The 26,212-nt window shown below is 45.7% G+C and carries 28 protein-coding genes; 14 read left to right on the top strand and 14 right to left on the bottom strand.

The window, feature by feature from the left end; all coding sequences use genetic code 11:
* Window positions 1-62 precede the first annotated feature (62 nt).
* The 4 genes from HGH90_RS22140 to HGH90_RS22125 form a co-directional block, all read right to left on the bottom strand.
* The gene (locus HGH90_RS22140; RefSeq protein ID WP_168766022.1) at window positions 63-674 is read right to left on the bottom strand and encodes a fumarylacetoacetate hydrolase family protein; all 612 of its coding nucleotides are present in this window, start codon (window positions 672-674) and stop codon (window positions 63-65) included.
* Between the two features lie 56 nt (window positions 675-730).
* On the bottom strand, window positions 731-1,306 hold the full coding sequence (pth, locus tag HGH90_RS22135; protein ID WP_168766024.1) for an aminoacyl-tRNA hydrolase: 576 nt from the start codon (window positions 1,304-1,306) through the stop codon (window positions 731-733).
* Window positions 1,307-1,378: 72 nt separating this feature from the next.
* Window positions 1,379-1,969: a 50S ribosomal protein L25 gene (locus tag HGH90_RS22130; RefSeq protein WP_168766025.1), complete on the bottom strand. Its 591-nt coding sequence runs from the start codon at window positions 1,967-1,969 to the stop codon at window positions 1,379-1,381.
* Between the two features lie 37 nt (window positions 1,970-2,006).
* Window positions 2,007-2,975: a ribose-phosphate pyrophosphokinase gene (locus tag HGH90_RS22125; RefSeq protein WP_145674118.1), complete on the bottom strand. Its 969-nt coding sequence runs from the start codon at window positions 2,973-2,975 to the stop codon at window positions 2,007-2,009.
* Window positions 2,976-3,253: 278 nt separating this feature from the next.
* Here HGH90_RS22125 and radC point away from each other — a divergent pair, with 278 nt between their 5' ends.
* The 3 genes from radC to HGH90_RS22110 are packed head-to-tail and all read left to right on the top strand — an operon-like array spanning window position 3,254 to window position 5,383.
* A complete protein-coding gene (radC, locus tag HGH90_RS22120) occupies window positions 3,254-3,961 on the top strand; it encodes a RadC family protein (RefSeq protein WP_169191901.1) in 708 nt (235 codons plus the stop codon).
* 46 nt (window positions 3,962-4,007) lie between these two features.
* Window positions 4,008-4,994 carry a Gfo/Idh/MocA family protein gene (locus HGH90_RS22115; RefSeq protein WP_145674133.1) on the top strand — a complete coding sequence of 329 codons (987 nt, stop codon included), beginning with the start codon at window positions 4,008-4,010 and terminating at the stop codon, window positions 4,992-4,994.
* 56 nt (window positions 4,995-5,050) lie between these two features.
* Window positions 5,051-5,383: a hypothetical protein gene (locus tag HGH90_RS22110; RefSeq protein WP_169191900.1), complete on the top strand. Its 333-nt coding sequence runs from the start codon at window positions 5,051-5,053 to the stop codon at window positions 5,381-5,383.
* A gap of 17 nt (window positions 5,384-5,400) precedes the next feature.
* Here HGH90_RS22110 and HGH90_RS22105 read toward each other — a convergent pair whose 3' ends face one another.
* The 4 genes from HGH90_RS22105 to HGH90_RS22090 form a co-directional block, all read right to left on the bottom strand.
* Window positions 5,401-6,078, bottom strand: coding sequence for a 2-C-methyl-D-erythritol 4-phosphate cytidylyltransferase (locus HGH90_RS22105; RefSeq protein WP_168766029.1), 678 nt, complete (start codon window positions 6,076-6,078; stop codon window positions 5,401-5,403).
* Between the two features lie 65 nt (window positions 6,079-6,143).
* Window positions 6,144-7,193: a tRNA preQ1(34) S-adenosylmethionine ribosyltransferase-isomerase QueA gene (gene queA / locus HGH90_RS22100; protein WP_168743034.1), complete on the bottom strand. Its 1,050-nt coding sequence runs from the start codon at window positions 7,191-7,193 to the stop codon at window positions 6,144-6,146.
* A 98-nt stretch (window positions 7,194-7,291) separates the two neighbouring features.
* On the bottom strand, window positions 7,292-9,040 hold the full coding sequence (locus HGH90_RS22095) for an ABC transporter ATP-binding protein (RefSeq protein ID WP_169191899.1): 1,749 nt from the start codon (window positions 9,038-9,040) through the stop codon (window positions 7,292-7,294).
* Window positions 9,041-9,061: 21 nt separating this feature from the next.
* Window positions 9,062-9,832: an AMP nucleosidase gene (locus tag HGH90_RS22090; protein ID WP_168766033.1), complete on the bottom strand. Its 771-nt coding sequence runs from the start codon at window positions 9,830-9,832 to the stop codon at window positions 9,062-9,064.
* A gap of 94 nt (window positions 9,833-9,926) precedes the next feature.
* On the opposite strand from HGH90_RS22090, the gene HGH90_RS22085 reads away from it, so the two are divergent.
* Window positions 9,927-10,370, top strand: coding sequence for a type I restriction enzyme HsdR N-terminal domain-containing protein (locus HGH90_RS22085; RefSeq protein WP_169191898.1), 444 nt, complete (start codon window positions 9,927-9,929; stop codon window positions 10,368-10,370).
* A 54-nt stretch (window positions 10,371-10,424) separates the two neighbouring features.
* Here the strand turns inward: HGH90_RS22085 and HGH90_RS22080 are convergent, their stop codons facing one another.
* The 4 genes from HGH90_RS22080 to HGH90_RS22065 all read right to left on the bottom strand — a co-directional run bounded on the left by HGH90_RS22080 (window position 10,425) and on the right by HGH90_RS22065 (window position 13,595).
* Window positions 10,425-11,843: a Glu/Leu/Phe/Val family dehydrogenase gene (locus HGH90_RS22080; protein ID WP_168766037.1), complete on the bottom strand. Its 1,419-nt coding sequence runs from the start codon at window positions 11,841-11,843 to the stop codon at window positions 10,425-10,427.
* A gap of 38 nt (window positions 11,844-11,881) precedes the next feature.
* A complete protein-coding gene (locus tag HGH90_RS22075) occupies window positions 11,882-12,121 on the bottom strand; it encodes a CcmD family protein (protein WP_145674147.1) in 240 nt (79 codons plus the stop codon).
* On the bottom strand, window positions 12,118-12,780 hold the full coding sequence (gene ccsA, locus HGH90_RS22070; protein WP_145674149.1) for a cytochrome c biogenesis protein CcsA: 663 nt from the start codon (window positions 12,778-12,780) through the stop codon (window positions 12,118-12,120). The genes HGH90_RS22075 and ccsA overlap by 4 nt, the downstream gene beginning before the upstream one ends.
* A gap of 146 nt (window positions 12,781-12,926) precedes the next feature.
* Window positions 12,927-13,595 (bottom strand): heme exporter protein CcmB, encoded by a 669-nt coding sequence (locus HGH90_RS22065; RefSeq protein ID WP_168766039.1) that lies wholly within the window; start codon window positions 13,593-13,595, stop codon window positions 12,927-12,929.
* 178 nt (window positions 13,596-13,773) lie between these two features.
* Between HGH90_RS22065 and accC the strand changes: the two genes are divergently transcribed.
* Together accC and HGH90_RS22055 are read left to right on the top strand one after the other, a co-directional pair.
* The gene (gene accC / locus HGH90_RS22060; RefSeq protein ID WP_168766041.1) at window positions 13,774-15,264 is read left to right on the top strand and encodes an acetyl-CoA carboxylase biotin carboxylase subunit; all 1,491 of its coding nucleotides are present in this window, start codon (window positions 13,774-13,776) and stop codon (window positions 15,262-15,264) included.
* Window positions 15,265-15,337: 73 nt separating this feature from the next.
* Window positions 15,338-15,823 (top strand): GtrA family protein, encoded by a 486-nt coding sequence (locus tag HGH90_RS22055; protein WP_247679980.1) that lies wholly within the window; start codon window positions 15,338-15,340, stop codon window positions 15,821-15,823.
* A gap of 58 nt (window positions 15,824-15,881) precedes the next feature.
* Here HGH90_RS22055 and HGH90_RS22050 read toward each other — a convergent pair whose 3' ends face one another.
* Complete coding sequence (locus HGH90_RS22050; RefSeq protein ID WP_168766043.1) at window positions 15,882-16,451, bottom strand: thymidine kinase; 570 nt, start codon at window positions 16,449-16,451, stop codon at window positions 15,882-15,884.
* An 89-nt stretch (window positions 16,452-16,540) separates the two neighbouring features.
* Between HGH90_RS22050 and HGH90_RS22045 the strand changes: the two genes are divergently transcribed.
* The gene (locus tag HGH90_RS22045; RefSeq protein ID WP_168766045.1) at window positions 16,541-17,413 is read left to right on the top strand and encodes a hypothetical protein; all 873 of its coding nucleotides are present in this window, start codon (window positions 16,541-16,543) and stop codon (window positions 17,411-17,413) included.
* Here HGH90_RS22045 and HGH90_RS22040 read toward each other — a convergent pair.
* Window positions 17,383-18,645 (bottom strand): 3-deoxy-D-manno-octulosonic acid transferase, encoded by a 1,263-nt coding sequence (locus tag HGH90_RS22040; RefSeq protein WP_247679981.1) that lies wholly within the window; start codon window positions 18,643-18,645, stop codon window positions 17,383-17,385. The two genes, HGH90_RS22045 and HGH90_RS22040, sit on opposite strands and share 31 nt — an antisense overlap.
* Window positions 18,646-18,748: 103 nt before the next feature.
* Here HGH90_RS22040 and HGH90_RS22035 point away from each other — a divergent pair, with 103 nt between their 5' ends.
* The 7 genes from HGH90_RS22035 (at window position 18,749) to tyrS (ending at window position 26,076) form a co-directional block, all read left to right on the top strand.
* Window positions 18,749-19,888: a DegT/DnrJ/EryC1/StrS family aminotransferase gene (locus HGH90_RS22035; protein ID WP_168766047.1), complete on the top strand. Its 1,140-nt coding sequence runs from the start codon at window positions 18,749-18,751 to the stop codon at window positions 19,886-19,888.
* On the top strand, window positions 19,885-21,198 hold the full coding sequence (locus HGH90_RS22030) for a UDP-glucose dehydrogenase family protein (protein WP_169191897.1): 1,314 nt from the start codon (window positions 19,885-19,887) through the stop codon (window positions 21,196-21,198). Before HGH90_RS22035 ends, HGH90_RS22030 begins: the two co-directional genes overlap by 4 nt.
* 16 nt (window positions 21,199-21,214) lie before the next feature.
* The gene (locus HGH90_RS22025; protein WP_169191896.1) at window positions 21,215-22,159 is read left to right on the top strand and encodes a UDP-glucuronic acid decarboxylase family protein; all 945 of its coding nucleotides are present in this window, start codon (window positions 21,215-21,217) and stop codon (window positions 22,157-22,159) included.
* Window positions 22,160-22,177: 18 nt separating this feature from the next.
* Window positions 22,178-23,233: a dTDP-glucose 4,6-dehydratase gene (gene rfbB, locus HGH90_RS22020; RefSeq protein WP_169191895.1), complete on the top strand. Its 1,056-nt coding sequence runs from the start codon at window positions 22,178-22,180 to the stop codon at window positions 23,231-23,233.
* A 9-nt stretch (window positions 23,234-23,242) separates the two neighbouring features.
* On the top strand, window positions 23,243-23,803 hold the full coding sequence (rfbC, locus tag HGH90_RS22015) for a dTDP-4-dehydrorhamnose 3,5-epimerase (protein WP_168766054.1): 561 nt from the start codon (window positions 23,243-23,245) through the stop codon (window positions 23,801-23,803).
* 8 nt (window positions 23,804-23,811) lie between these two features.
* Window positions 23,812-24,678 carry a dTDP-4-dehydrorhamnose reductase gene (gene rfbD, locus HGH90_RS22010; protein ID WP_169191894.1) on the top strand — a complete coding sequence of 289 codons (867 nt, stop codon included), beginning with the start codon at window positions 23,812-23,814 and terminating at the stop codon, window positions 24,676-24,678.
* A gap of 117 nt (window positions 24,679-24,795) precedes the next feature.
* Complete coding sequence (gene tyrS, locus HGH90_RS22005; RefSeq protein ID WP_168766056.1) at window positions 24,796-26,076, top strand: tyrosine--tRNA ligase; 1,281 nt, start codon at window positions 24,796-24,798, stop codon at window positions 26,074-26,076.
* The last annotated feature ends 136 nt before the right edge of the window (window positions 26,077-26,212 follow it).

Here is a 26,212-nt window from a genome sequence, read left to right as displayed (position 1 = left end):
TTTTAAATACTCGCTAGGCCTTCTCCACAATAGCTTTTTGCTTTCGGCTTTCGGCTTTCTGCTTATCTCACATTAAACTCCAACAGGCTATCATTTTCAATAAATGCTTCAAAACTATCCCCGATTTCGGCGGGTCCTACGCCGGCGGGAGTGCCCGTAAAGATCAGATCCCCGATATTGAGTGTAAAAAAGCGGGAAATATAGGCCAGGAGGAAATCGAAAGAAAACAGCAGGTCTTTCGTGTTGCCGGCCTGGGCAAGGGCCTTGTTTTTGTACAAACAGAAATTAATATCTTTCTTATCCATTTCCGGGGTAATGGGAATGAAATTGCCTACCAGGGCTGAATTGTCGAAAGATTTGGCAATTTCCCAGGGTAAGCCTTTGGCTTTTTGTTTATCCTGCAGATCTCTCGCAGTAAAATCGATTCCTACAGAAATCTGATCGTAATATTTATCGGCAAACTTTTCCTGTATATGTTTCCCGTTCTTGCTCACTTTCAATACCAGTTCACATTCATAGTGCAGGTTGCTGGTAAATTCGGGGTAATAAAACGGGTGGCCATTCTGAAGCAGTGCACTCTTGGGTTTCATGAACAATACCGGCTCTGAGGGCACTTCATTCTTTAATTCTTTGGCATGGTCGGCATAATTCCTGCCTACGCAAATAATTTTCATAATGCGTTTGTTTTTAAAGATAAGAAAAACAGCGAGGTATCCGCTATACGATTCATTTACAGCAGAAACGTGAGTTTGTTGGCGTCATTCATAGTACGGGCAATGCCGATGCTGGCAAAACTCTCAATAATTTCCGTGCTTTTGTTAATTTTTTCCTGCACAACGGGCTCTTCCGTTTTTTTCCATTTGCTCAACACAAATTCCACCTGTCGTCCTTTGGGGTAGTCCTTGCCCACACCAAAGCGCAGCCGGGGATATTGGTTGGTGCCCAGCGACTCCTGTATACTTTTTAGCCCGTTATGCCCGGCATCGCTGCCTCCCGGGCGTAACCGTATCGATTCAATGGGAAGGGCGAGGTCATCGAGGATCACCAGCAGGTTTTCTACCGGAATCTTTTCCTTGTCGAGCCAGTACTTAATGGCTCTCCCACTAAGATTCATGTAGGTAGTGGGTTTAATGACAATAAACGTTTTCCCTTTCCATTTACATTCAGCAACATCGGCCAGCCGGTCGTTCCGGAAACTTGCCTGGTGCTTGGCTGCAAAGGCATCAGCCACATCAAAACCGATGTTATGGCGGGTATGCTTATATTCTTCCCCAATGTTGCCCAATCCGGCTATTAAATATTTCATAACCTGAAAAATCTAAAATTAAAAAGCCCCTCTAAAAGTAGAGAGGCTTTTTGGAAAAATATTTCTAAAAGATTATTTCTTTTTAGCGTCTTTTTCAGCAGTAGCTTCTTCCTGGCGCAGCTGACGGGTCATAACCACAGAAGCGATAGGAATACGCGGAGAGTTAGTGATTTCGATACCATCGATTTTCACATCTTCTACACGGATGTTAGCATTCAGTTCCAGGTTATCGATGTTAACTTCGATATTTTCAACCAGGTGCTTAGGTAATGCTTTTACTTTCAGCGCTTTCAGTTTGCTCACCAGTTTACCACCGGCTTTAACACCTACAGACTGACCAACCAGTTTGATAGGCAGGGTTACTGCTACCGCTTTGTCTTCTACCAGCTCCATGAAATCGATGTGAGCCAGTTCGTCAGTTACTACGTCAAACTGCAGATCTTTTAATACACATCTGTAAGTTTTAGCGCCCAGTTTAACTTCTGCGATCTGAAAATCAGCAGTGTACACCAGGTTTTTGAATGCTTTTGCAGGAGCTGAAAAATTAACAGTTTCTGCACCCCCGTAAATAACGCAAGGCACTTTTTCCTCAGAACGGATCTGGCGGGTGGCTTTTTTGCCGAATTCGCTCCTGAGTTGTCCTTCGATGGTTATTGTTTTCATTGTTTAGACAATTTTATATTGGTAATTAAAATACTTGTTATTCGCCCCGGCGATGACTGTGTATAAACAAGCTGGTGATAGACTTGTTTTCGTGCATATTACGGATAGCTACCGCAAACAGCTCGGCCACAGAAATCACTTTAATCTTGGAACCCGGCGCTTGTGGCTTGATAGGAATAGTATCGCATACTACGATTTCTTCCAGTACTGAATTCATGATGTTTTCGTACGCATTCCCGCTGAATACCGGGTGTGTACAAAATGCACGGACACTTCTGGCGCCTTTTTCCTTTAACAGGTTGGCCGCTTTAGACAGTGTTCCTGCTGTATCACAGATATCGTCAATGAGCACAATGTCCCTGTCTTTCACCTCTCCGATCACTACCATGGATGCTATTTCATTGGCACGTTTACGATGTTTATCGCAAATCACCATTTCAGCATTAAAGTAAGACGCTACTTCACGCACCCTATTGGTGCTACCTACGTCAGGGGACGCAAAGGTAAGGTTTTCTAACCTTAAATTCTCTATATAGGGAATAAAAATAGCGGAACTATCCAGGTGGTCTACCGGGATATCAAAGAATCCCTGGATCTGAGGAGCGTGTAAGTCCATGGTTATCACCCTGTTGGCCCCTGCGGAAGTAAGTAGATTGGCCATCAGTTTAGACCCGATTGCCACCCTGGGCTTATCCTTTCTATCCTGACGGGCGTATCCGAAATAAGGTATTACAGCGGTAATATAGCCTGCAGATGCCCGTTTAGCGGCGTCTATCATTAACAATAGCTCCAGCAGGTTGTCTGACGGCGCACTGGTGCCCTGGATAAGAAAAACATAGTCGCCACGGATACTTTCCAGGAACACAGGCTGGATCTCACCATCACTGAATTTCTGAATTTTTACTTTGCCAAGACCGCCATTAAGACCCTTGCCATATTTTTTGGCAATTTTCTCGGCCAATGCAGGATTACTGTTGCCTGTGAAAATTTTTACTGAAGGTTGCATACTAGATACTAGTGGAAAAGAGGTTGCAAAACTATGGTTTTTTGGGAGTACCAGCCTGATTTTTTTTCAAATACATAATATATAGTTATTATTAAACAACTATAAACACCGCATTAACAACAAACACTGAAAGGTATTTCGTCCCGAAAAATTCCCATAACGATCGGTACTCAATATAACAATTTTATAACGATCGTATGAAAAAGGAAGAGAAAAATGTGGAGAAAGCGGGGAGATTCCGGGAGAGATAAAGTATCTTTGGATAAAGAGAGATTACCATGTTTGTTGACCTTAAACCGGCTCCCCGCCTGGCCATACGTGATTGGCCGGAAGATGAAAAACCCCGCGAAAAATTCAGTCAGCTTGGCCCCACCGCCCTCAGCGATGCGGAACTGTTAGCCATCCTATTACATACTGGATATAAAGGAAAGTCGGCCATAGAACTGGCTAAGGAAATTCTTCGCCTGGCCAATAATAACTTGGCAGAACTGGGGAAAATGAATATCGGGCAATTACAACAGCTGCCAGGTATGGGAGAAGCCAAAGCCACTACCGTACTGGCTGCCATGGAATTGGCCCGCAGACGACAGGCAGGCGCCATCGACAAAAAAACCGTGATTGGCAACGGCACAGAAGCCGCCCTTTTCTTTAAGCCATTGCTTGCCGATCAGCCCTTTGAATCCTTCTATGTTATGTTCCTGAACCATGCTAATAAAGTACTCCGCTACCGCTGTATCAGCAGCGGCGGAATGACCAGCACGGTAGTAGATCCCAGGCTCATCTTCCGGGAAGCCCTCTATGCCGGGGCTACCAAACTATTGCTTTGCCATAACCATCCTTCCGGTAGCCTGCGTCCCAGCCAGGCCGATATCCGCATTACCCATAAAATAAAAGACCTGGGCCTTCTGTTTGATATCGCCGTACTCGACCATATCATCGTATCGGAAACCGGCTACTACAGTCTCGCGGAAGAAGGAATGATCTGAGATGATGATATTTGATTACTTTCGCACATATTTATTCATTTTCCATATGCTCAAAATAGGACTCTTCGGCGTAGGACATTTAGGTAAAATACACCTCTCTCAACTGGCCACTATGAAAGATGTAGAAGTGGTAGGCTTCTACGATCCCAACAATGCAAATGCGGCCAGCATCATCGAGCAATATAACATCCCACGCTTTACCCTGGCGGAAGAATTGATTCAGCAGGTAGACGCCATCGATATCGTGGCCCCTACCACGCTGCACTTCAAATTATGCGAACTCGCCATCCGCAATGGTAAACACATCTTCGTGGAAAAACCCATGACCAACACCATGGAAGAGGCCAAAACACTGGTAAAACTGGTGGATGAAGCCAACATCAAATTCCAGGTAGGACATGTGGAACGCTTCAACCCTGCCTATCTCGCCCTCAAAGGATATGACCTGAAACCCATGTTCATTGAAGTGCATCGCCTGGCAGAATTCAATCCCCGCGGTACGGATGTCAGCGTAATCCTCGACCTGATGATCCATGATATCGACATCGTACTCAGCATCGTAAAATCTACCGTAAGCCGCATTTCCGCCAGTGGCGTTGCCGTTATGAGCGACACCCCGGATATTGCCAACGTACGCATAGAATTTCATAACGGCTGCGTAGCCAACCTCACCTCCAGCCGCATTTCCCTGAAGAAAATGCGCAAAATGCGCCTGTTCCAGAAAGATGCCTATATCGGCATTGACTTCCTCGACAAGAAAACAGAAATTATCAAACTGAAAACACCGGAAGACGAAGGCCTATTTACCCTGGATATCGAAACCAACAGCGGTAAAAAAACCATTGCCATCGACAATCCACAAATCAAACAATCCAATGCCATCCGCATGGAATTGGAAATGTTCCGCGATAGCATCCTGCACAACAAACCGGTAGCCGTAAACGCGATCGATGGCCTCCAGGCGCTGGATGTGGCACACCAGATCCTGCAAAAAATAAATAAAGGCCTGTCTGAAACAGCCGCCGCTAAATAATTAACTACTGTAACAAAAGCCGCTGTCAGTCCGTTTTCATACCACAACCAACTTGTATGAAACGTATTCTTCCTGTACTGACAGTGGCTTTAGCAATGACGGCCTGCTTTAAAGATCCTCCCCCCAGCATTTCCAAGCCAATGTTTTACTATGAAACATTATGCAATAACCCCTGGGGCCCTGCCCTCACTACCAAACAAGACACCGTAGCCACCTGGCTTTCCAAACAAAGTATACGCTATGAATACCTGAGTATACAGGGTGAGATTTTTTCCGGTGCCGCCAACATCACCAAATGCGATACGCTCACCAACCGGCAAATTGTTGTTGCCGTGCTCTATGCAGATACTTCAAAAGCAGCGGCAGCGGGGTTTAAAAGCCCTTACTAAAACCACTGCTGTTTAATTTAATGCCGCTCCTTTAACAGGGCTTCTGCAATAGTCAGGTCCAATGGTTTGGTAATCTTGATATTGGATTCTTCTCCGGGCAGCAGATGCACCGGGTGCCCCAAACGTTCTACTACCGTTGCTTCATCTGTAAACAACGGATCATAAGGTAACTCAAATGCGGGCAAAATCAGGTGAGAAAGAAAGGTTTGTGGGGTCTGAATAATTTTAAAACGATCGCGGTCTACCGCCGCATTATTACCTGCCCGGATCTCCCGGATACTATCTTTCATATCTACCACCGGAATAGCAGTACCATGATTTAAGGCAGCCTCATAACAGGCACGAATCAACGCAGTAGACACCAGTGGTCGTACGCCATCATGTACAAACACCACCGAAGGACTATTTACCAATTGTAATCCATTCTTAACAGAATGAAAACGGGTTTCTCCTCCCTTTACTATAGTGACAGCTGGTAAGGGATCAAATGCCTGTAGTAATTGATTCGCAAAAGAGAAATGTGCTTCCGGCAATACCAATACGATTTCCATATCGGTATAGGCAGCGGCAAAAGCAGCAATGGTGTGGTATAGGACGGGCTTTCCCGCAAGCTCCAGGAACTGTTTGGGCACAGCACTTTGCATACGGGTACCGGAACCTCCGGCAACGATGATCGCCACTTTTTTATATTCCATACAAAAAGTCAGGGATTACCTTACCCAGTACGCTGAATAAGATAATCCCCGGAAATACTTTGTAATTAGATGATCAGCATGGCATCGCCATAGCTGAAGAAACGGTATTTTTCTTTGATGGCCTGCTGGTAAGCCTCCATGATCAGATCATATCCTGCAAAAGCGCAGGTCATAATCAACAGGCTGGTCTTAGGCAGGTGGAAGTTGGTGACCATTGCATTTGGAATAGCAAAGTCGTAAGGCGGATGAATAAAGGTATTAGTCCATCCTTCCGCAGCCTTCAGGTGGTTTTGCGCAGTAACAGAAGATTCCACGGCACGTACGGAAGTAGTACCAATGGCGCAGATCTTGCGGTTTTCTTCTTTTGCTTTATTTACCACTTTCACGGCATGTTCTTCGATCAGGAAGTACTCTGCATCCATCTTATGCTTGCTCAGGTCTTCTACCTCGATAGGACGGAAAGTTCCCAAACCTGTATGCAGCGTTACTTCTGCAAACTTCACTCCTTTGATTTCCAAACGCTTGATCAACTCACGGCTAAAGTGCAGCCCCGCAGTAGGTGCAGCTACCGCACCTTCGTACTTGGCATACACGGTCTGATAACGTTCCTTGTCTTCATCTTCCGGTTTACGCTTAATATATTTAGGCAAAGGCGTTTCTCCCAGCTGGTCTAATACCTGCTTGAATTCTTCATCATTGCCTTCAAATAAGAAACGAATAGTACGGCCCCTGGAGGTGGTGTTATCAATGACTTCTGCCACCAGCGTTTCATCATCGCCAAAATACAACTTGTTGCCTACACGGATTTTACGGGCAGGGTCAACAATTACATCCCACAAACGGTTTTGCTTGTTCAGCTCACGCAACAGGAATACCTCAATTTTTGCTCCTGTCTTTTCTTTACGGCCATACAACCTCGCAGGAAATACCTTGGTATTGTTCACAATCATTACATCCTTGTCATTAAAATAACCGAGGATGTCCTTGAATACTTTGTGCTCAATTTTTCCGGTATTACGATGTACCACCATTAAACGTGATTCATCTCTTGTCTTGGTAGGGTGCTGTGCGATCAGATTTAAAGGAAGATCGAATTTGAACTGTGATAGTTTCATATTACGGTATGAATAAATTTTAGAGGTGCGAAGGTACCAATTATAATCTATTTCATCAAAAAATGATATAAAATAAATAATAATCAGTAATTTATATATTATATTCCCTTAGGAATAGCTGCAATCAGTTGTTGGGTATAAGCATTTTGCGGGTGGTTGTAAACGGCATCGGCTGCCCCCTGCTCTACAATTTTTCCCTTCTGCATCACCATCATCCGGTCGCTGATAAACCGCACCACCGATAAATCGTGCGAAATAAAAATACAGGTAAAGCCCAACTCTTCCCGTAAACGGATCAGCAAATTCAACACCTGGGCCTGTATACTTACGTCCAGCGCTGCCACCGATTCATCACAGATAATAAAAGAAGGATCCACCGCCAGTGCCCGTGCAATGACTACCCGCTGCCGTTGCCCGCCAGAAAACTCATGCGGATACCGGTTGAAATGCTCCGGCTGCAGGTTTACTTTCTCCAGCAATTCCATGACCCGCTCCCGCTGACTGTGCTCCGATCCATGCAGACCATGCACCTGCATAGGCTCCAGGATGGCGGCGCCAATGGTCCTGCGTGGATTCAGCGATGCATAGGGATCCTGGAAAATCAGCTGCATATCCTTGCGTAAGCCACGCATGCCGGCGGCCGACAAACTCATAATGTCCTGTCCTTTATAATAAATACTCCCAGCTGTAGGGGGTATCAGTCTTAACAAAGATCTACCCAACGTTGTTTTACCGCAGCCCGATTCTCCCACCAACCCCATTGTTTCACCGGTCTTCACCCGGAAACTCACGTCGTCTACGGCCTTCGCCCATTGCAGTACTTTACCGGTTATACTTCTCTTTACAGGAAACCAGGTCTTTAATCCCTCTACTTCAAGTAATGGTGCAGCAGCGGCCAGCTGCTGTTTCCTGCGCCTGATATCGGCTTCCGGGATTACCAGGGCATCCAGCACTGCCCGGATAGCTTCGTTTTTTTCGTGTATCTGTCCCTGTGAGTCAGTTTCCATAAAGTCGCGGATAACGGGCAATCGCACCAAACGTTTATCCAGTGGGGGGCGGCAGGCCAGCAACCCTTTAGTATAGGGGTGTTGCGGCTGCCGGAATACGGTAGCCACATCTCCCTGCTCTACAATATTGCCTTTATACATCACCACTACCCGGTTGGCCAGTTCGGCCACTACGCCGAGGTCGTGGGTAATAAAAATAACGCTCATATCCATCTGCTGTTGCAGGTCGCGGAGCAGTTCGAGGATAGCTTTCTGAACGGTGACGTCTAAAGCGGTAGTGGGTTCATCGGCGAGGAGCAGCCTGGGATGGCAGGAAATGGCCATGGCAATCATGACGCGTTGTTTTTGTCCGCCAGAAAGTTCATGGGGATAACGCTGCATGATACCTGCCGGGTCGGGCAGTTTTACTTTTTCAAACAGGGACTTCACCTGCTCTCTGGCCGTTGACAGGTTCACGGCCGTGTGCAGCCGGATGGCTTCGGCCACCTGTTGGCCACAGGTATGCAGCGGGTTCAGGGCCGTCATGGGCTCCTGGAAGATCATGGCTATTTCGTTGCCCCGGTAGCTGCGCATCGCCTTTTCGGGCAATGCCAGCAAATTTACCGGCTGTGCTGAACCGGGCTGGTAAAGTATTTGTCCGCCGGAATCAGCGCCTGGCAAGTCGATCAGCCGCATGAGCGACAGGGCGGTAACAGATTTTCCGGAGCCGGATTCTCCTACTACGCCTACAATTTCTCCCTTGCCTATAGAAAGGGAAATATGGTTAACAGCCTTTGTGGTGGTTTCACCTGACCGGAAAGTGACCGCAAGGTCCTGTATCTCTACCCGAGTGGAAAGCATACCCGGAAGATACAAACAATCCTAAAAACGCAGGTGCTTCACAGTTTGGTGACTGTCAATCAGTTTCTGTAAGGAGTCTATTCCTACTTTAAGATGACGTTCTACGAAATGCGTTGTTACCTTTTTGTCGCTTTCTTCCGTTTTTACTCCTTCTGGCACCATAGGTTGATCAGATACCAGCAATAAAGCGCCCGTAGGAATTTTGTTATAGAACCCAACCGAAAAGATAGTGGCTGTTTCCATATCTACCGCCATGGCTCTCACCCTTTCCAGGTAGTGCTTAAAGTCAATATCATGTTCCCATACCCGGCGGTTGGTGGTATAACAGGTACCTGTCCAATAGTCGAAGCCGGAATCACGGATAGTGGTGGAAATAGCTTTTTGCAATGCAAACGCAGGCAGCGCCGGTACTTCGGGTGGGAAATAGTCATTGCTGGTACCTTCTCCCCGTATAGCCGCTATGGGCAATATAAGGTCTCCGATATTATTTTTCTTTTTCAGTCCTCCACATTTTCCCAGGAATAATACGGCTTTGGGAGAGATGGCGGATAACAGGTCCATCACGGTAGCAGCACCCGGGCTTCCCATACCGAAGTTGATAATGGTGATATCGCCAGCTGTAGCGCATTGCATAGGTTTACCGTGGCCAATGATTTCCACATTATTCCATTCGGCAAACATGGTTACATAATTACTGAAATTGGTGAGGAGAATATGAGATCCGAAACGGTCCAGTTTCTCACCGGTGTAGCGAGGCAGCCAATTAGCTACAATTTCTTCTTTTGTCTTCATAGCCTTTTGACAAGCAAATGTAACGTTTTGTTCGCTAACGGCAATATTATCCTAATGTAACTATCTTCGTATCCACATTAAAACCTGTTGTATTTTGATTGCGATTAGCTTCCCCCCACCGGATTTTAAGATCACGAAAGAAGGTAATAAAGAAATGATTTTCGACCGCTTCCGCAAGAAATACGTGGTGCTCACGCCGGAAGAATGGGTCAGGCAAAATTTCCTGAACTACCTGGTAAAAGTGATGGGATACCCGGCTGCGCTCATAGGTATTGAAAAAGAAATATACCTGGGAGAGATGAAAAAGCGGTATGATATCGTGATCTACAATCGTGCAACACAACCCTGGATGCTGGTAGAATGCAAGGAGATGAACGTGCCGCTTACTGAGCAAGCCATGCAACAGGTGATCCGTTATAATATGGTGATCCCGGCTACTTACCTGGTGATTACCAATGGCATCCATACCTTCTGTGGCAAGTATATGGCCCGGGAACAACAATGGAACTTCCTTTCCGTTTTACCTCCATTTGCATAAAAAAGCCCCTACGCCGTCGGCGCAGGGGCTATAAAATTTATCTATCATCGTGCATCACGGGAAAATACCCAGTTGCTCGTAAGCAGCGCCTACTTTGTTGATTGCTACTACATAAGCAGCCGTACGCATGTCATGTATCTGTGGATTAGACATCATTACATCCCGTACTTCATGAAGGGCGGCATGCATGGTTTCTTCCAGACCGGAGTATACCAGGTCTACCTCATCTGCTCCATGAGCAATGAATTTTCTCTCGTTATCAGATACTTTCTTACCGGTCAGGTCTTCAATTGTTTGCAGGATATGAATGTTCATATTTTCATCGAAGCGTTTGCCCAAACGGCCATAACGTACGTGGCTGAGGTTTTTCAACCATTCGAAATAAGAAACGGTTACCCCGCCGGCGTTCAGGAACATATCAGGTACCACGATCACGCCTTTCTTATTCAGGATTTCATCTGCTTCCGGTGTTAAAGGGCCATTGGCGGCTTCGCCAATGATCTTGGCTTTAACGTTAGGTGCGTTATGTTTGTCGATTACGTTTTCCAATGCTGCAGGGATCAGGATTTCGCAATCCAGCTCCAGGCCATCAGTATTTTTATTAAGATTGGTAGCACCTGGGAAGTTGACGATAGAGCCGGTGGCTTTCTTATGCATCAGTACTTCATCAGGATTCATGCCCTGTTCGTTGAAGATAGCGCCGTCCCACTCGATGAGACATACCACTTTAGCTCCTGCTTCGTGGAAGTATTTGGCGGCGTGGTAACCTACGTTACCCATCCCCTGAACAATCACACGTTTGCCTTCGATACCGGTAGTGAGGCCCAAACGGTCCATATCTTCCTTGATATTGCACAGCTCACGTAAACCGTAAAATACGCCTAAGCCGGTAGCTTCGGTACGGCCGCGCACCCCGCCCTGGGATACGGGCTTACCGGTTACGCAACCATAACCATCAATTTCACCCGGGCGTAGGCTCATGTAGGTATCCAGGATCCAGCTCATTTCTCTTTCGCCGGTACCATAGTCAGGAGCAGGAACGTCTGTACCGGGGCCAATAAAGTTTTTCTTTACCAGTTCTGCTGTATAGCGACGGGTAATGGCTTCCAGCTGGAAGGGAGTATAATTGCGGGGATTGATTTTCAGACCGCCTTTAGCTCCACCAAAGGGTACGTTTACAATAGCGCATTTGTAGGTCATCAGGGATGCCAGCGCCATCACTTCGTCCTGGTTCACCTCATCACTGAAGCGAATTCCCCCTTTACAAGGCAGTTTATGATGGGAATGTTGTACACGGTAAGCTTCAATTACCTGTACAGTATCGCCTATCCGAACCGGGAACTTAATCTGGTAAACGGCGTTGCAGGCTTTAATCTGCTCCAGGATACCCTTGTCCCATTTGGTGAACGCAGCTGCTTTGTCGAAGCTCTTTTCCACACTTTGGAAAAAGCTATAATGCTGATCTTGCGACATAAATTATTGTTTTGGTATAACGATTAGATTTTATGCTATCAGGGGTTATTTCTTTCCCTTTCTTCCAGCTTGCCTATTTTTCTGTCCAGTCTGATAAGAAATAACACAATTCCAATGAAGATGATCACTAAAACGCCCACAATTACGTATATCTTGTCATTGCTGCGGAAGAATTCATTGATGGGTCCTTTCTCGGTATTCTGCTGTTGTGCATTTGCCAGTACCGATATGCATAGCAAAGCCAGGGTCAGGCAAAATGAAAACGCTTTGTTGATCATTTAAAAATATTTTTAAGCTGTAATTTCTTGTAACGTACTACCAGGCTAAATATCCAAACGCTCAGCAGGGTCCAGCCGATGAAAGCCGGGTACAATACCTGCTTCATGGAGCCGCTGGTATCTTTGGAAGCGAAGCCTGGAGTAGTAGCGCTGCCCGGGTGCAGTGAGTCCACCATGCGCGGGATGATATAGGTGAGCGGTATCAGCAGGGCATAAGCAAAAATGTTATAAACTGCGGATATACGTGCCCGTTTGTCGAGATCATGGATCGAGAGGCGCAATACCAGGTAGGCGAGGTAAATTAATATGGCAATGGCCGTACACATTTGCTTGGGATCGTCGGTGAGCGTTCCTCCCCAGGTATAGGTAGCCCAGAGAGAACCTGTGGCAAATCCCATTACGCCAAAAAAAGAGCCTACTCCCGCAGCCGCGGCGGCAATCACATCTTTTTTCAAATCGTATTTGGAGAGATAGAGAAGTGAGTAGACAATCGAGATGGTGAACATGGTATACATACATATCCACATCGGTACATGAAAGAACAATCCTCTGGATGACTGTCCGTTGGTTCCTATGATAGGTATTTCAACAGTGAACCCGGCGATAATTACATATAAAAGAAGCAGTATCGCTAATGCTTTCCACCAGTGTTTGGCCATTTTCTAATAGCTATATTCCGCTGGCAAACCTACACGTTTTAAACCTAATCACAAAGATTTTCGGGGATTTTAAGTTTATCCAACAGCAGTAAATCCCTGTTAAATATCGTTTACAGAAGTGAGCCTTTTCTTTGATATTTCTAATATCAGTCTTTCCACAAAAAGGGGAAAAGTATCATTGTCAGGGCAATTACGAGGATATCCATCCCTCCCAGCAGGAGGAACATTTTGGGTAGTTCGGGCTGGTACACCGTTACAAAGGCCGATAGGGAGATATTGGCCAGCAGCATCAGCACCGGCATGATCAGTGGGAATCCCATCACTGCCATCAGGGCGGCGTTATGGTTAGCCTGAGCCGCTATAGCCGCCAGCATGGTAAACAACAGGGACAAACTGGTGCCTCCCAGTAACACCATGCCAATAAAATAGGCCGGGTGGAGAATAGGATTGCCCAGGAAAGCCACGCTGCACACCAGGGCAATAACGCTCATCAGCGCCATGAGTATGATATTGTAAATTAATTTGGCCGCAATAAACACCCGGGAATTGACGATAGAATAGAAATACAACAGGCGTCCCCGATTTTCCTGCATAAAGCTCTTGGCCACCGCATTTACCGCTACAAACAGCTGTATCACCCAGAAAAGGGCGTTCCATACCTTATCGTCCGGTCTTCCCATCATTAGGTTGATAACGAAAACCGTAGCCACAATATAGAGCAGTACCCCATAAAAAGCATATTGCTGGCGCAGTTCCAGCGTAAGGTCTTTTTTTACCAGGGTCAATGTTTGCCGAAGCGGATTATCTTTTTTCATGATCAGCCGCAAAGATAGTTTAATGAGCAGAAAGCGGAAAGCAAAAAGCCATTGAGGCAAATGACCGCTGCGAATACTTAAAAATTCCTGCTGGCCGCCCGCTTCGATGGCTTTTGCTTTCAGCTTTCCGCTTTCTGCTCAAAAAAAACCTATATTAGCCCTTCCATAAAAAAGAGCGATGAATAAAATTCTGGTTGCCAATCGGGGAGAAATAGCATTACGCATAATGCGTTCGGCACGTGAAATGGGCATTAAAACGGTAGCGGTTTACTCCGAAGCAGATCGCACGATGCCGTTTGTACAGTATGCGGATGAAGCGGTTTGTATTGGCCCTGCCCCTTCCAATCAATCTTATCTGCTGGGCGAAAAAATCATTGCGGTAGCCAAAGAAAAGCAGGTAGATGGTATTCACCCGGGATATGGATTTTTGAGTGAAAACGCACGTTTTGCGCAACAGGTAACCGATGCGGGCATTACGTTCATCGGGCCGTCCGCTGCTTCTATAGAGGTGATGGGAAGTAAGCTGGCCGCCAAACAGGCTGCCCAGAAATTTGGCGTTCCGATGGTACCAGGTACAGAAACCCCGCTACGCAGCGTGGAAGAAGCCCGGGAAGTGGTGAAAAAGACCGGCTTTCCTATACTTATCAAGGCCTCTGCTGGTGGTGGCGGTAAAGGAATGCGCGTGGTGAATGCACCGGAAGAACTGGAGGAGCAGATCCGGTTAGCTAAAAGTGAAGCCCTGAGCGCCTTTGGCGATGATGCAGTATTCATTGAAAAATATGTGGGCGCCCCGCGTCATATTGAAATTCAGGTGTTGGGCGACCGCCATGGCAACTGCGTATATCTCTTTGAGCGGGAGTGCTCTATCCAGCGCCGGCATCAGAAGTTAATCGAGGAAGCGCCGTCTTCCTGCCTTACGCCAGCAATCCGCGCCGCTATGGGGCAATGTGCCGTAGATGTAGCCAGGGCCTGTAATTATTATGGCGCAGGTACCGTCGAATTCCTGGTAGATGAGCAACTCAATTTCTATTTCCTGGAAATGAATACCCGTTTACAGGTAGAGCACCCTGTTACAGAACTGATCACCGGACTGGACCTCGTTAAAGAACAGATTAAAATAGCCAGGGGAGAAAAACTTTCCTTTACCCAGGAAAGCCTTAAAATAAATGGCCATGCTATCGAATTGCGCATTTGTGCTGAAGATCCGGCCAATAACTTTCTACCTGATACCGGGAAACTGGAAACTTACATCCGTCCGCAAGGATATGGCGTAAGGGTAGACGACGGATATGAACAGGGAATGGATATCCCGATTTATTACGATCCGATGATTGCCAAGCTCATTGCCTGGGGTAGCAACCGCGAGGAAGCCAGACACCGTTTGCTGAGAGCTATTGAAGAATACCAGGTAAAAGGGATTAAAACCACGTTATCCTTCGGCCATTGGGCATTACAGCAACCCGCTTTTATCGAAGGAAAATTTGACACCAATTTCATTGGTAAATATTTCACACCACAGGCACTACAAGCGGAATCTGCCGATATTAATAAGCTGGCAGCTATTTTAGCTGCATACGTATGGCAGCAACAAAATATAACTTTACAGGAAGCAGCTATCAACACCCATTCCGTTTCTTCTCCCTGGAAAAAAAGGAATATGTTAAGATAACCCTGTACAGTTGTTAACTTTCGTTAAAGTGTTTCCGAAAACCCGGAAAACGTATAACTTAGCGCCTATTTTTATGATGCTACAGAACGCCATACTTCAGATACTCAGGTTCTTCTATCAGCCCTTTTCGAAGGTGTTGCCCTGGCAAACCTTCAGGTACCTCGCCTGTGGCGGTGGAAATACCCTGCTGGATATATTCCTGTATTTCGTATGTTACAATTTCGTACTGCATCAGCAGATGGTGCACCTGGTATTTTTTAATATGAGCGCGCATATAGCCGCTTTATTCATGTCTATGGCGGTTACTTTTCCTACCGGCTTCCTGCTCAGTAAATACGTCGTTTTCTCGGACTCCAATCTACGGGGCCGGGTACAGCTATTCCGGTACTTTGTATTAGTGGGCATCTGTATTCTACTGAATTATCTGCTGATGAAGATATTTGTGGATCACCTGCATTTTTATCCTACCGTGGGAAAAATATGTACCACTGCACTGGTGGTTATTTTCAGCTATCTGACCCAAAAGAAATTTACGTTTAAGGTTAAACAACATACTTGATTATATAAGGATTATAAAGGGAAAGCCCACCAAATGGTGGGCTTTCCCTTTATAATCCTTATACATTTTCATAATAGCAATGCCGGCACCGCGGTTCATATACATCTTTTTCCCCCAGCAGTAATGTTTCTTTGGACGCAGATTTCCGGTAAGAATAATTGGCAATATTCCCACATTTTACGCAGATAGCGTGCAGCTTAGTAATATAGTCTGCTTTGGCCAACAGGAACGGCATCTGGCCGAATGGCTTACCTGTATAATCCATATCCAGTCCGGCTATAATTACCCGTACTCCCCTTAGAGCCAGCTGATCACATACATTGGGAAGCTCGTCGTCAAAGAACTGGGCTTCATCAATACCGACTACGTCTACATCCTGTGCCAGTAACAGGATTTGCTGGGAATTTTCTATCGGTGTAGAAACAATCTTGTTTTCATCGTGTGAAGTAATAGCGCCCTCATCGTATCGGATATCTATCGCAGGTTTAAAAATTTCCACCTTTAAATTGGCAATATATACACGTTTCAGGCGGCGGATCAGTTCTTCGGTCTTTCCCGAAAACATGGAGCCGCAAATTACTTCAATCCAGCCCCTCCGTCCTCCTGCAAGAGAAGGTTCAATAAACATATTATACTAATTTGATTATTAATTAATTAAAATATTCTAATTTTATGAGAATAAAATATTTTTATCTCTCACCCGTTAACAATTAAGGCATGGAAAAAATTAATGCATTAATTGAGAAACTACAGGAATTAAAAAATTCCGGGGCTGACCTGTCCGCTATTTCGTACTATGTACAATTGCTGCAGGCGGAGGTGTTGCATGTACGTACCCTGCAACATCAACAACAGGTACAATCATCCCAGCAGAATACAATTGCGGTCATCATGCCGGCGCAACAGCCTGTTACCGTTCCGGTAGCTGAGCCAACTGCGGCGCAAACTACAACATTACCATCAAATAAACCGTTGGAGGTAGTGGCCGTTCCCGAAATATCATCCGATGTGGAAGATATCAATAGTCGGGCGGCGCGGTTGAATGATGTCCCCACTTTCAATCATATTACTCCTGTTCAGGATATCAACAGCCGGATAGCCAATGCCCAGCCTCCTGCACCCGTAGTACCGCCTGAACCGGCAGTGATTCCCAAACCGGCTCCAGCCCCTGTGGCTCATATATCAGTACCGGAAAAGCCTAAACCAGCTACGCTTTTTGATGAAATAGCTGCCCATGCTCCTACCCCGGCCACAGCCTGGGAAAACAAGGCACAAGAACCCGTAAATGGATTGTCTCTGAACGACCGCCTGCGTCAACAAAAGGTGGAGGTAGCCCAAAAATTGGGAGATATGCCCATACACGACCTGCGTCATGCCATTGGTATCAACGACAAATACCAGTTTATACAAGAGCTTTTCCGGGGCGACAGCGATTTGTATGAGCGTTCTATTAAAACGATCAATGAATGCGGTAGCCTGCAGGAGGCTGACTACTGGCTCCAGCGGGAAATAAAAATTATCCAGGGTTGGGAAGACGACCATCACCTGGTACAACAGTTTTATTCCCTGCTCAGAAAACGATTTTCCTGAATATAGTCCAATACTTTCCGGGTAGCCCCGGTGTTAGCAGCTACGTAATTTCCGGCAATCGCGGCAGTGCGGGAATATATTTCCCCTTGTTGTAATAATTGCTGTATGCAGGTATGTAGTTGTGTAGCATTTGTAATTACCAATGCTCCCCCTGCGGCTACCAGTTCCACCGCTTCAAAGTACTTACTGTATTCAGGGCCAATAATAACAGGTTTGTTGTATACGGCAGGCTCCAGCAGGTTATGAATGCCATCTTTCCCAAATCCCCCTCCTACATAAGCGATGGTAGCGTAGCGGTACAACGCGGTGAGCATACCGATGTTATCTATAATGAGTACCTGACCGGTAGCGACCTGGTCTTTTTTGAGCGCAGCAAACCGCTGGGCGGCAGGAAACAGGGTAAGGATGTCTTGTATATGTGATTCCTGAATTTCATGGGGAGCGATAACCAGCTTTAACCCTGGCCTGTTCTCCTGTTGCCACCATTCACTCAGCAGTTTCTCATCTTCGGGCCAGGTGCTGCCAGCTACGATCACCTGGTTGCCGGCAATAAAGGACGCTATTTCAGGCAAGTCGGCATGTTCCTGCAATAAAGCCGATACCCGGTCAAAGCGGGTATCGCCGCTGATGCTGGCGTTTCGTAACCCGATTCCGTGTAATAGCCGGAGGGAGTCCTCGTTTTGAACGAAAATATGTGTCAGCTGTTGTAACAGTTGCCGGAACATAGCTCCATGGCCTTTAAAGAAGACCTGCTCTTTGCGGAAAATGCCGGATACGAGTAAAGTAGGAATTTTACGTTTATAGAGTTCCGTTAGATAGTGGTACCAGAATTCATATTTGATAAAAATGGCCAAAGCAGGCTGTACAATATCCAGCAGTTCCCGGGCATTTCGCCTGGTATCGAGTGGCAGGTAATAAATAAAATCGGCTCCTTTGTAATTTTTCCTCACCTCGTAACCGGAGGGCGAAAAAAAGGTTAATAGAATTTTATAGGAGGGGTAAGTAGCTCGAATGGCTTCCAAAACGGGTCTACCCTGCTCGAATTCGCCCAGGGAGGCGGCGTGAATCCAGACGATGGGGCCGGTTATTTCCTGGCGCATACGGGATTGCCAGTGTTGTCGGCCATTGAGCCAGCGTTGCGCCTTTGTTTTGCCAGCCATCGCCGCCAGCTGTACGCCGGCTTTGTATAATTGAAGTCCGGCATTATAAATGCCTGTTGCTACCATTCCCATGCGTACTTTTACTTAATTTTCAGATGAATGCAAAGATAATCCTCATCCAATCTCAAAATTTGTAAATTTGCACACTTTACATAAAATAAAAATATACGATCATATGGTTCCTATTCAGATGGTGGACTTGAAACGCCAGTATACGAAGATTAAATCACAGGTAGATGCGGCCATCGAAGAAGTTCTGGAAAGCTCGGCCTTTATTAACGGAGGGGCGGTACAGCAATTTACCGGCGAATTACAAACGTATCTGGGCGCGAAGCACGTGATACCTTGTGCCAATGGTACAGACGCCCTTCAGATTGCAATGATGGCATTGGGGCTGGAACCAGGTGATGAAGTTATTACGCCTTCTTTTACTTTTATTGCTACCGCTGAAGTAATAGCTTTATTACGGTTAAAACCCGTTTTCGTGGATATTGACCCTGAAACTTATTGCCTGGATGTAGCGGCCGTGGAAAAAGCGATTACCCCTAAAACCAAGGCCATTGTGCCAGTGCACTTATATGGCCATGTTGCTGATATGGAACCTCTAATGGCCGTTGCTGCCAAACACCAGCTGTATGTGATAGAGGACAATGCCCAGGCGATTGGCGCTGATTATACTTTTCAAGATGGCAGCAAAAAGAAAGCAGGTACTATCGGGCATATAGGCTGTACTTCTTTTTTCCCGTCCAAAAACCTGGGATGCTATGGAGACGGAGGCGCTTTATTCACCAATGATGATGAACTGGCAGCTAAAATACGTATGGTAGCTAATCATGGCCAGTCTGCCCGCTACTACCACGATGTAGTAGGTTGCAACTCCCGTTTAGACTCTGTACAAGCAGCCGTATTACGCATCAAGTTACCGTTGCTGGATGAATATATCGCTGCCCGCCGGGCAGTAGCCGATGCATACGATGCTGCGTTTGCCGGCGTACCACAGATTACCACTCCTTATCGGGCGGCTAATAGTTATCATGTGTTTCATCAATATACCCTGCAGCTGCATGGTGCCGACAGAAATGAGCTGCAGCAGTACCTGGCCTCCAAAGGAGTGCCAGCTATGATTTATTATCCTGTTCCTGCACATCGCCAAAAAATGTTCGAGCACTTCGGCGGAGCAGCATTCAATCTTCCCGTAACCGATAATCTCACCAGTAAGGTGATTTCCTTACCGATACACACTGAAATGGATTCCGATCAACTGGAACATATTATCCAGTCCGTTAAATCATTTTTAAACACCCCCCAATCATGAAGATTACCGTAGTAGGTACAGGTTACGTAGGTCTCGTAACAGGTACCTGTTTTGCCGAAACAGGAAATGATGTCTCCTGCGTAGACATTGACGCCAGCAAAGTAAACAAGCTTTCATCTGGTCAGATTACTATTTATGAACCAGGATTGGAGAAACTATTTGAGCGTAATCTAAAAGAGGGACGCCTGTCTTTTACCACCAGTCTGGAAGATGGTATCCGCGATGCTGAAGTAATTTTCCTGGCCCTTCCTACCCCACCGGGAGCCGATGGTTCAGCAGACCTTTCCTTTGTGCTTAATGTAGCAGCTCATTTAGGCAAAATTATGACCGGTTACAAAGTAATAGTGGATAAAAGTACCGTGCCGGTAGGTACTGCCGAAAAAGTAACAGCAGCCATTGCCCAAAACTGTAAAATCCCATTTGATGTAGTTTCCAACCCTGAATTTCTGCGAGAGGGAGTGGCAGTAGATGATTTCATGAAACCTGACAGAGTGGTGATTGGTACGATGTCGGAGCGGGCACGTAAAGTAATGGGCGAATTGTATGCTCCATTTGTACGGCAGGGAAATCCCATTTTGTTCATGGATGAAAAATCGGCCGAGCTGACCAAGTATGCCGCTAATTCTTTCCTGGCAACCAAGATTTCCTTCATGAATGAAATCGCTATTCTATGTGAGAAACTGGGGGCTGATGTTGACATGGTTCGCAGGGGAATTGGCAGCGATGACCGTATTGGTAAACGCTTCCTGTTTCCTGGTATCGGATATGGAGGCAGCTGCTTTCCCAAAGATGTACAAGCGCTGGTTAAGTCATCTGAAGATGCCGACTATGAATTTAAAATTCTAAATGCGGTAATGGATGTAAACGAAAAACAGAAATTATTTTTATTACCCAAGATAAAAGCCTTTTTTGAAAATAACCTGAGCGGCAAGCACTTTGCGTTATGGGGGCTTGCATTCAAGCCTAATACAGATGATATCCGGGAAGCGCCAGCGTTGTATATCATTGATGCTTTGGTGGCAGAAGGTGCTACTGTAACGGTTTTTGATCCGGAAGCAATGCCTAATGTGAAGCATGTACTGGGCGATAAGATTACCTATGCTGATCATCAATATGCCTGCCTAGATAATGCCGATGCCCTTATCATTGCTACCGAATGGAGCGTATTCAGGACCCCGGATTTCCATAAAATTTCCGCGAGTTTGAAAAATAAAGCGATTTTTGATGGTAGAAACCTTTTCGAAGTAAGTCGTATGAAGGAGCTGGGATACCACTACGAGAGCGTTGGACGTATACCCGCTATGCTTTAATATTTATATCAAACGTATGGAAAAGAAAAGAATACTTATCGCCGGTGCAGCAGGCTTCCTTGGCTCCCATCTCTGCGACCGCTTTATAAAAGAAGGCTACCATGTTATCGCCATGGATAACCTGCTTACTGGTAATATCCAGAATATTGAGCACCTTTTTCCTTCGCCAAATTTTGAATACTATCATCATGATGTGACAAAATTTGTGCATGTACCTGGAAAACTGGACTACATATTAAATTTTGCATCCCCTGCAAGCCCAATAGATTACCTGAAGATGCCGATTCAAACACTAAAGGTGGGCTCTTTGGGAACACATAACCTGTTGGGATTGGCGAAAGAAAAGAAGGCTCGTATTCTCGTGGCTTCCACATCGGAAGTATATGGCGATCCCAATGTACATCCACAGCCGGAAGAATACTGGGGCAACGTTAATCCTGTGGGTCCAAGGGGCGTATACGATGAAGCGAAGAGATTCCTGGAATCTATTACCATGGCTTATCACAACTTCCATGGACTTGAAACACGTATCATTCGTATCTTCAATACCTATGGTCCTCGTATGCGACTCAACGACGGAAGGGCTTTGCCTGCTTTTATGAGCCAGGCATTGAATGGCGAGGACCTCACTGTATTCGGGGATGGTAGCCAGACACGCTCTTTCTGCTATGTAGACGACCTGGTAGAGGGTATTTACCGCTTATTATTAAGCGATTACCACCTGCCGGTAAACATCGGCAATCCACAGGAGATCACCCTGAATCAATTTGCCGAAGAAATCATTGCCCTAACGGGAACCAAACAAAAAATCGTTTACCACCCGTTGCCCAAAGATGACCCGAAACAACGTCAGCCTGACATCACCAAAGCCCGTACTTTATTGGGGTGGGAGCCTAAGGTGAGCCGGCAGGAAGGCTTGAAGATCACATACGAATACTTTAAAAAAGCCTTACTCAAATAAAATTAAATTTTACCGGAAATGAAGCGGAAATTATTGATTACAGGCGGAGCGGGGTTCATCGGTTCCCATGTAGTACGGTTATTTGTTAATAAATATCCGGATTATCAAATTGTGAACCTGGATGCACTCACCTATGCAGGTAATCTTGAAAACCTGGTAGACATCAAGGAACAGCCTAACTATTCTTTTGAAAAGGGAGATATTACCGACGAAGCTTTTATTGAGCAACTCTTCGAAAAATATCAGTTTGATAGTGTAATACATCTGGCTGCAGAAAGTCATGTAGACCGCTCTATCATGGATCCCCTGGCATTTATCAAAACCAATGTATTGGGCACGGCTGTTTTATTAAATAGCGCCAAAAAGCATTGGAAAGATAATATGGAAGGGAAGTTGTTTTATCATGTTTCCACCGACGAAGTATATGGTTCATTGGGAGAAGAAGGTTTTTTCCTGGAAACGACCGCATACGATCCACGTTCTCCCTACTCCGCTTCCAAAGCCAGTTCAGATCATTTTGTGATGGCTTACCACCACACCTACCATCTGCCAGTTGTGATTTCCAATTGCTCCAATAACTATGGTTCACATCATTTCCCGGAAAAATTAATTCCACTGGCGATACATAATATCAAAAATAACAAACCTGTGCCGGTGTATGGTAAAGGAGAGAATGTACGGGACTGGTTATATGTAAATGATCATGCCAGGGCTATTGATACAATTTTCCATCATGGCAAAACAGGAGAAACCTATAATGTAGGTGGCTTTAATGAGTGGAAAAACATTGACCTTATCCAGTTGCTGTGTAGGATTATGGATAGAAAACTAGGACGTCCGGAAGGCTCCTCAGCACAGCTCATCACTTATGTGAAAGATCGTGCAGGGCATGACCTCCGTTACGCTATAGATGCCACCAAACTGAATAAGGAATTGGGTTGGGCACCTTCGCTTCAATTTGAAGAAGGCCTCGAAAAAACGGTGGACTGGTACCTGGAGAATGAAGCATGGCTCAACAACGTAACCAGCGGAGATTACCAGAAATATTATAACGAACAATATCAAAAAAGATAGTTATTACTCATGCCTTTTCAACAAACGGGAATACCCGGTCTTTTAATTTACGAACCAAAAGTATTAGGCGATCATCGTGGTTATTTCTTTGAAAGCTACAATGCCAATACTTTCAGTGCTGAAGGCATTGATTATAAATTTGTTCAGGATAACCAGGCCAGGTCTGTATATGGCGTACTGAGAGGATTGCACTACCAGCTGGAACCGTATGCCCAAACCAAATTAGTAAGAGTACTGGAGGGAAGGATTATTGATGCGGTGGTAGATATCCGTAAGGGTTCTCCTACCTATGGTAAATCTTATGCAATTGAACTAAGTGCCGAAAATAAGTTACAACTACTGGTACCAAAAGGATTTGCACATGGATATGCCGTGATCAGTGAAACCGCAGAGGTTATGTACAAATGCGATAATTTTTATCACAAAAACAGTGAAGGCGGCATTGTCTATAACGATCCTGCCTTGCAAATAGACTGGGGAATTGATCTTAAAGACGCGATCGTTTCTGAAAAAGACCTGATCCTGCCTAAGCTGGCAGACGTACAACATAATTTTATTTTTAACAGCTGATCATTGCCATGAAGAATATTCTTGTTACCGGAGGAAACGGTCAACTAGGCCAGGCCTTGCAGAAAGTAGCCGGTGATTATCCACAATTCAACCTGTTATTCACCGATTACCAGGATCTCGACATTACCAATGCCGATGCACTGGCAGCCTATTTCGCCGCACAACCGATTGATGCCTGTATCAATTGCGCAGCTTATACGGCGGTAGACAAAGCAGAAGAAGACGAAGACAAAGCCTTTCTCTTGAATTTCCAGGCAGTACTTACGCTGGCGGAAATCTGTGCACAACATAACACCCAGTTGCTGCATATTTCTACTGACTATGTATTTAGCGGCCGGCAAAATGTGCCCTACACGGAAGAAGATGAAACCGATCCTCAGAGCATCTACGGCGCCTCCAAAGTTCGGGGCGAAGCCGCAGCTACCGGTTATAATGAACAAACCATTGTACTCCGGACCTCCTGGCTCTATTCAGAATATGCGGTCAACTTCGTAAAGCGTATGCGCGAACTGATGCAGGAAAAACAGGAATTAAACGTGGTTTTTGATCAGGCAGGTACGCCTACGTATGCAGGTGATCTGGCAGTGGCCATCCTGGATATACTGCAATATAAAACAGTAAACCCAGATGCTGCCCTGGGTGGCGTTTATCATTATAGTAACGAGGGAGTTACCAGCTGGTACGACTTTGCTATTGCTATCAAAGAGATGACCAACGCTACCACCCGCATTTCCCCGGTTACCTCTGATAAATATAAAACGGCGGCCAAACGCCCTGCCTACAGTGTGCTGAATAAAGAAAAAATCAAAGCTACCTTCGGCGTTACAGTGCCCTATTGGAGAGATAGCCTGGCTAAATGCCTTAAAAATATGTAATGTTTTAGTCCCGTTGCTCTGCAACGGGACCTTTCTTTTCTCCTTCTCCCCTCCAACCACTTATCCCCCGCAGTTCAGACATTTTTATGTAGGTTTGCAAAAATTGTTATTAAAATCATGAATCTGATAGAAGAACTGCGCTGGCGGGGTATGCTACAGGATATGATGCCTGGTACGGAAGAGCAACTGCAAAAGGAAATGACCACTGCCTACATTGGTTTTGACCCTACTGCGGAGTCATTGCACATCGGGAGCCTGGTACCCATCCTGCTGCTGGTGCACCTGCAAAAGGCAGGACATAAGCCCCTGGCGCTGGTGGGCGGCGCTACCGGAATGGTAGGCGACCCCTCCTTTAAAGCGGAAGAAAGAAAAATGCTGGACCTGGATACCCTGCAAAAAAATGTAGCAGGTATCAAAGCTCAGCTGGAACGCTTCCTCGACTTTGATCCTGCCAAACCCAATGCGGCAGAAATGGTGAATAACTTCGACTGGTTCCAGCACATTTCCTTCCTCGATTTTATTCGCGACACCGGTAAACACATCACCGTTAACTACATGATGGCCAAAGATTCCGTTAAAAAAAGAATCGAAGGCGACAACGGGATGTCATTCACCGAATTTACCTATCAGCTCATACAGGGATACGACTTCTATCATTTGTATACTGCCAAAAACTGTAAACTGCAGATGGGCGGCTCCGATCAATGGGGTAACATTGTTACTGGTACAGAATTGATCCGCAGGAAAGCCCGTGGTGAAGCCTTCGCCTTTACCTGTCCGCTGATTAAAAAAGCTGACGGCACCAAATTTGGGAAAACCGAATCTGGTACTGTATGGCTGGATGCTAAACGTACCTCTCCATATGCGTTCTACCAGTTCTGGCTAAGAACAACCGATGTAGATGCGGAAAGCTATATCCGGATTTTCACCTTCATGGAGCAAGCCGAAATAGAAGATCTCATTGCACAACACAGACAAGACCCCGGACAACGGCTGCTTCAAAAACGCCTCGCTAAAGAAGTAACCGTCTTCATTCATGGTGAAGAGAATTACAATTTTGCGGTAGAAGCATCTTCTATTTTATTTAATAAGGATACCGCTGCGCTATTATCGTCCCTTTCTGAAGAGGATCTGATGGATTTACTCAACAACATTCCAAAGTATGAGATTTCCAGGGCAGAAATTGAAGTAGGTAAAGATATTGTGAGCCTCGCTGCAGAAAGCGGTTTACTCCCCAGCAAAAGCGAAGCCCGCAAAATGGTGCAGGGCGGCGGCGTAAGCGTTAATAAAGTAAAAGCTTCCGGCATCGATATGATCGTAAATACCGAATCTTTGCTGAGAGATAAATATATCCTGTTGCAAAAAGGGAAAACCTATATCGTTATTCAAACGGTATAAACCTTACACGGGGCTGACCAAAAAGTAAAATAAGGCTTTTTGGTCGGCCTTTTTTTTAAGTGATAAATTTTCAGCTTTTAGATCTTGATTTGATTGTCGGGATGTTTAAATGTCTAAAAGTGTGATTTTAGGACAG

It is taken from the genome of Chitinophaga sp. Ak27 (assembly GCF_012726295.1).
Taxonomy (GTDB): domain Bacteria; phylum Bacteroidota; class Bacteroidia; order Chitinophagales; family Chitinophagaceae; genus Chitinophaga.
The sequence above is the reverse complement of the archived record's forward strand: the minus strand, read 5'-3'. Positions and strand labels throughout refer to the sequence as shown.

Coding starts and splice junctions, on each gene's coding strand:
- HGH90_RS22140 (WP_168766022.1), bottom strand. CDS start 674: ATGAAAATTATTTGCGTAGGCAGGAATTATGCCGACCATGCCAAAGAA.
- HGH90_RS22130 (WP_168766025.1), bottom strand. CDS start 1,969: ATGAAAACAATAACCATCGAAGGACAACTCAGGAGCGAATTCGGCAAA.
- HGH90_RS22025 (WP_169191896.1), top strand. CDS start 21,215: ATGGAAAAGAAAAGAATACTTATCGCCGGTGCAGCAGGCTTCCTTGGC.
- HGH90_RS22065 (WP_168766039.1), bottom strand. CDS start 13,595: ATGAAAAAAGATAATCCGCTTCGGCAAACATTGACCCTGGTAAAAAAA.
- HGH90_RS22035 (WP_168766047.1), top strand. CDS start 18,749: ATGGTTCCTATTCAGATGGTGGACTTGAAACGCCAGTATACGAAGATT.
- queA (WP_168743034.1), bottom strand. CDS start 7,193: ATGAAACTATCACAGTTCAAATTCGATCTTCCTTTAAATCTGATCGCA.
- HGH90_RS22045 (WP_168766045.1), top strand. CDS start 16,541: ATGGAAAAAATTAATGCATTAATTGAGAAACTACAGGAATTAAAAAAT.
- rfbD (WP_169191894.1), top strand. CDS start 23,812: ATGAAGAATATTCTTGTTACCGGAGGAAACGGTCAACTAGGCCAGGCC.
- HGH90_RS22090 (WP_168766033.1), bottom strand. CDS start 9,832: ATGAAGACAAAAGAAGAAATTGTAGCTAATTGGCTGCCTCGCTACACC.
- tyrS (WP_168766056.1), top strand. CDS start 24,796: ATGAATCTGATAGAAGAACTGCGCTGGCGGGGTATGCTACAGGATATG.
- HGH90_RS22115 (WP_145674133.1), top strand. CDS start 4,008: ATGCTCAAAATAGGACTCTTCGGCGTAGGACATTTAGGTAAAATACAC.
- HGH90_RS22050 (WP_168766043.1), bottom strand. CDS start 16,451: ATGTTTATTGAACCTTCTCTTGCAGGAGGACGGAGGGGCTGGATTGAA.
- HGH90_RS22040 (WP_247679981.1), bottom strand. CDS start 18,645: ATGGGAATGGTAGCAACAGGCATTTATAATGCCGGACTTCAATTATAC.
- HGH90_RS22110 (WP_169191900.1), top strand. CDS start 5,051: ATGAAACGTATTCTTCCTGTACTGACAGTGGCTTTAGCAATGACGGCC.
- HGH90_RS22075 (WP_145674147.1), bottom strand. CDS start 12,121: ATGATCAACAAAGCGTTTTCATTTTGCCTGACCCTGGCTTTGCTATGC.
- HGH90_RS22055 (WP_247679980.1), top strand. CDS start 15,338: ATGATGCTACAGAACGCCATACTTCAGATACTCAGGTTCTTCTATCAG.
- HGH90_RS22095 (WP_169191899.1), bottom strand. CDS start 9,040: ATGCTTTCCACTCGGGTAGAGATACAGGACCTTGCGGTCACTTTCCGG.
- rfbB (WP_169191895.1), top strand. CDS start 22,178: ATGAAGCGGAAATTATTGATTACAGGCGGAGCGGGGTTCATCGGTTCC.
- rfbC (WP_168766054.1), top strand. CDS start 23,243: ATGCCTTTTCAACAAACGGGAATACCCGGTCTTTTAATTTACGAACCA.
- pth (WP_168766024.1), bottom strand. CDS start 1,306: ATGAAATATTTAATAGCCGGATTGGGCAACATTGGGGAAGAATATAAG.
- HGH90_RS22080 (WP_168766037.1), bottom strand. CDS start 11,843: ATGTCGCAAGATCAGCATTATAGCTTTTTCCAAAGTGTGGAAAAGAGC.
- HGH90_RS22030 (WP_169191897.1), top strand. CDS start 19,885: ATGAAGATTACCGTAGTAGGTACAGGTTACGTAGGTCTCGTAACAGGT.
- HGH90_RS22125 (WP_145674118.1), bottom strand. CDS start 2,975: ATGCAACCTTCAGTAAAAATTTTCACAGGCAACAGTAATCCTGCATTG.
- HGH90_RS22105 (WP_168766029.1), bottom strand. CDS start 6,078: ATGGAATATAAAAAAGTGGCGATCATCGTTGCCGGAGGTTCCGGTACC.
- accC (WP_168766041.1), top strand. CDS start 13,774: ATGAATAAAATTCTGGTTGCCAATCGGGGAGAAATAGCATTACGCATA.
- ccsA (WP_145674149.1), bottom strand. CDS start 12,780: ATGGCCAAACACTGGTGGAAAGCATTAGCGATACTGCTTCTTTTATAT.
- radC (WP_169191901.1), top strand. CDS start 3,254: ATGTTTGTTGACCTTAAACCGGCTCCCCGCCTGGCCATACGTGATTGG.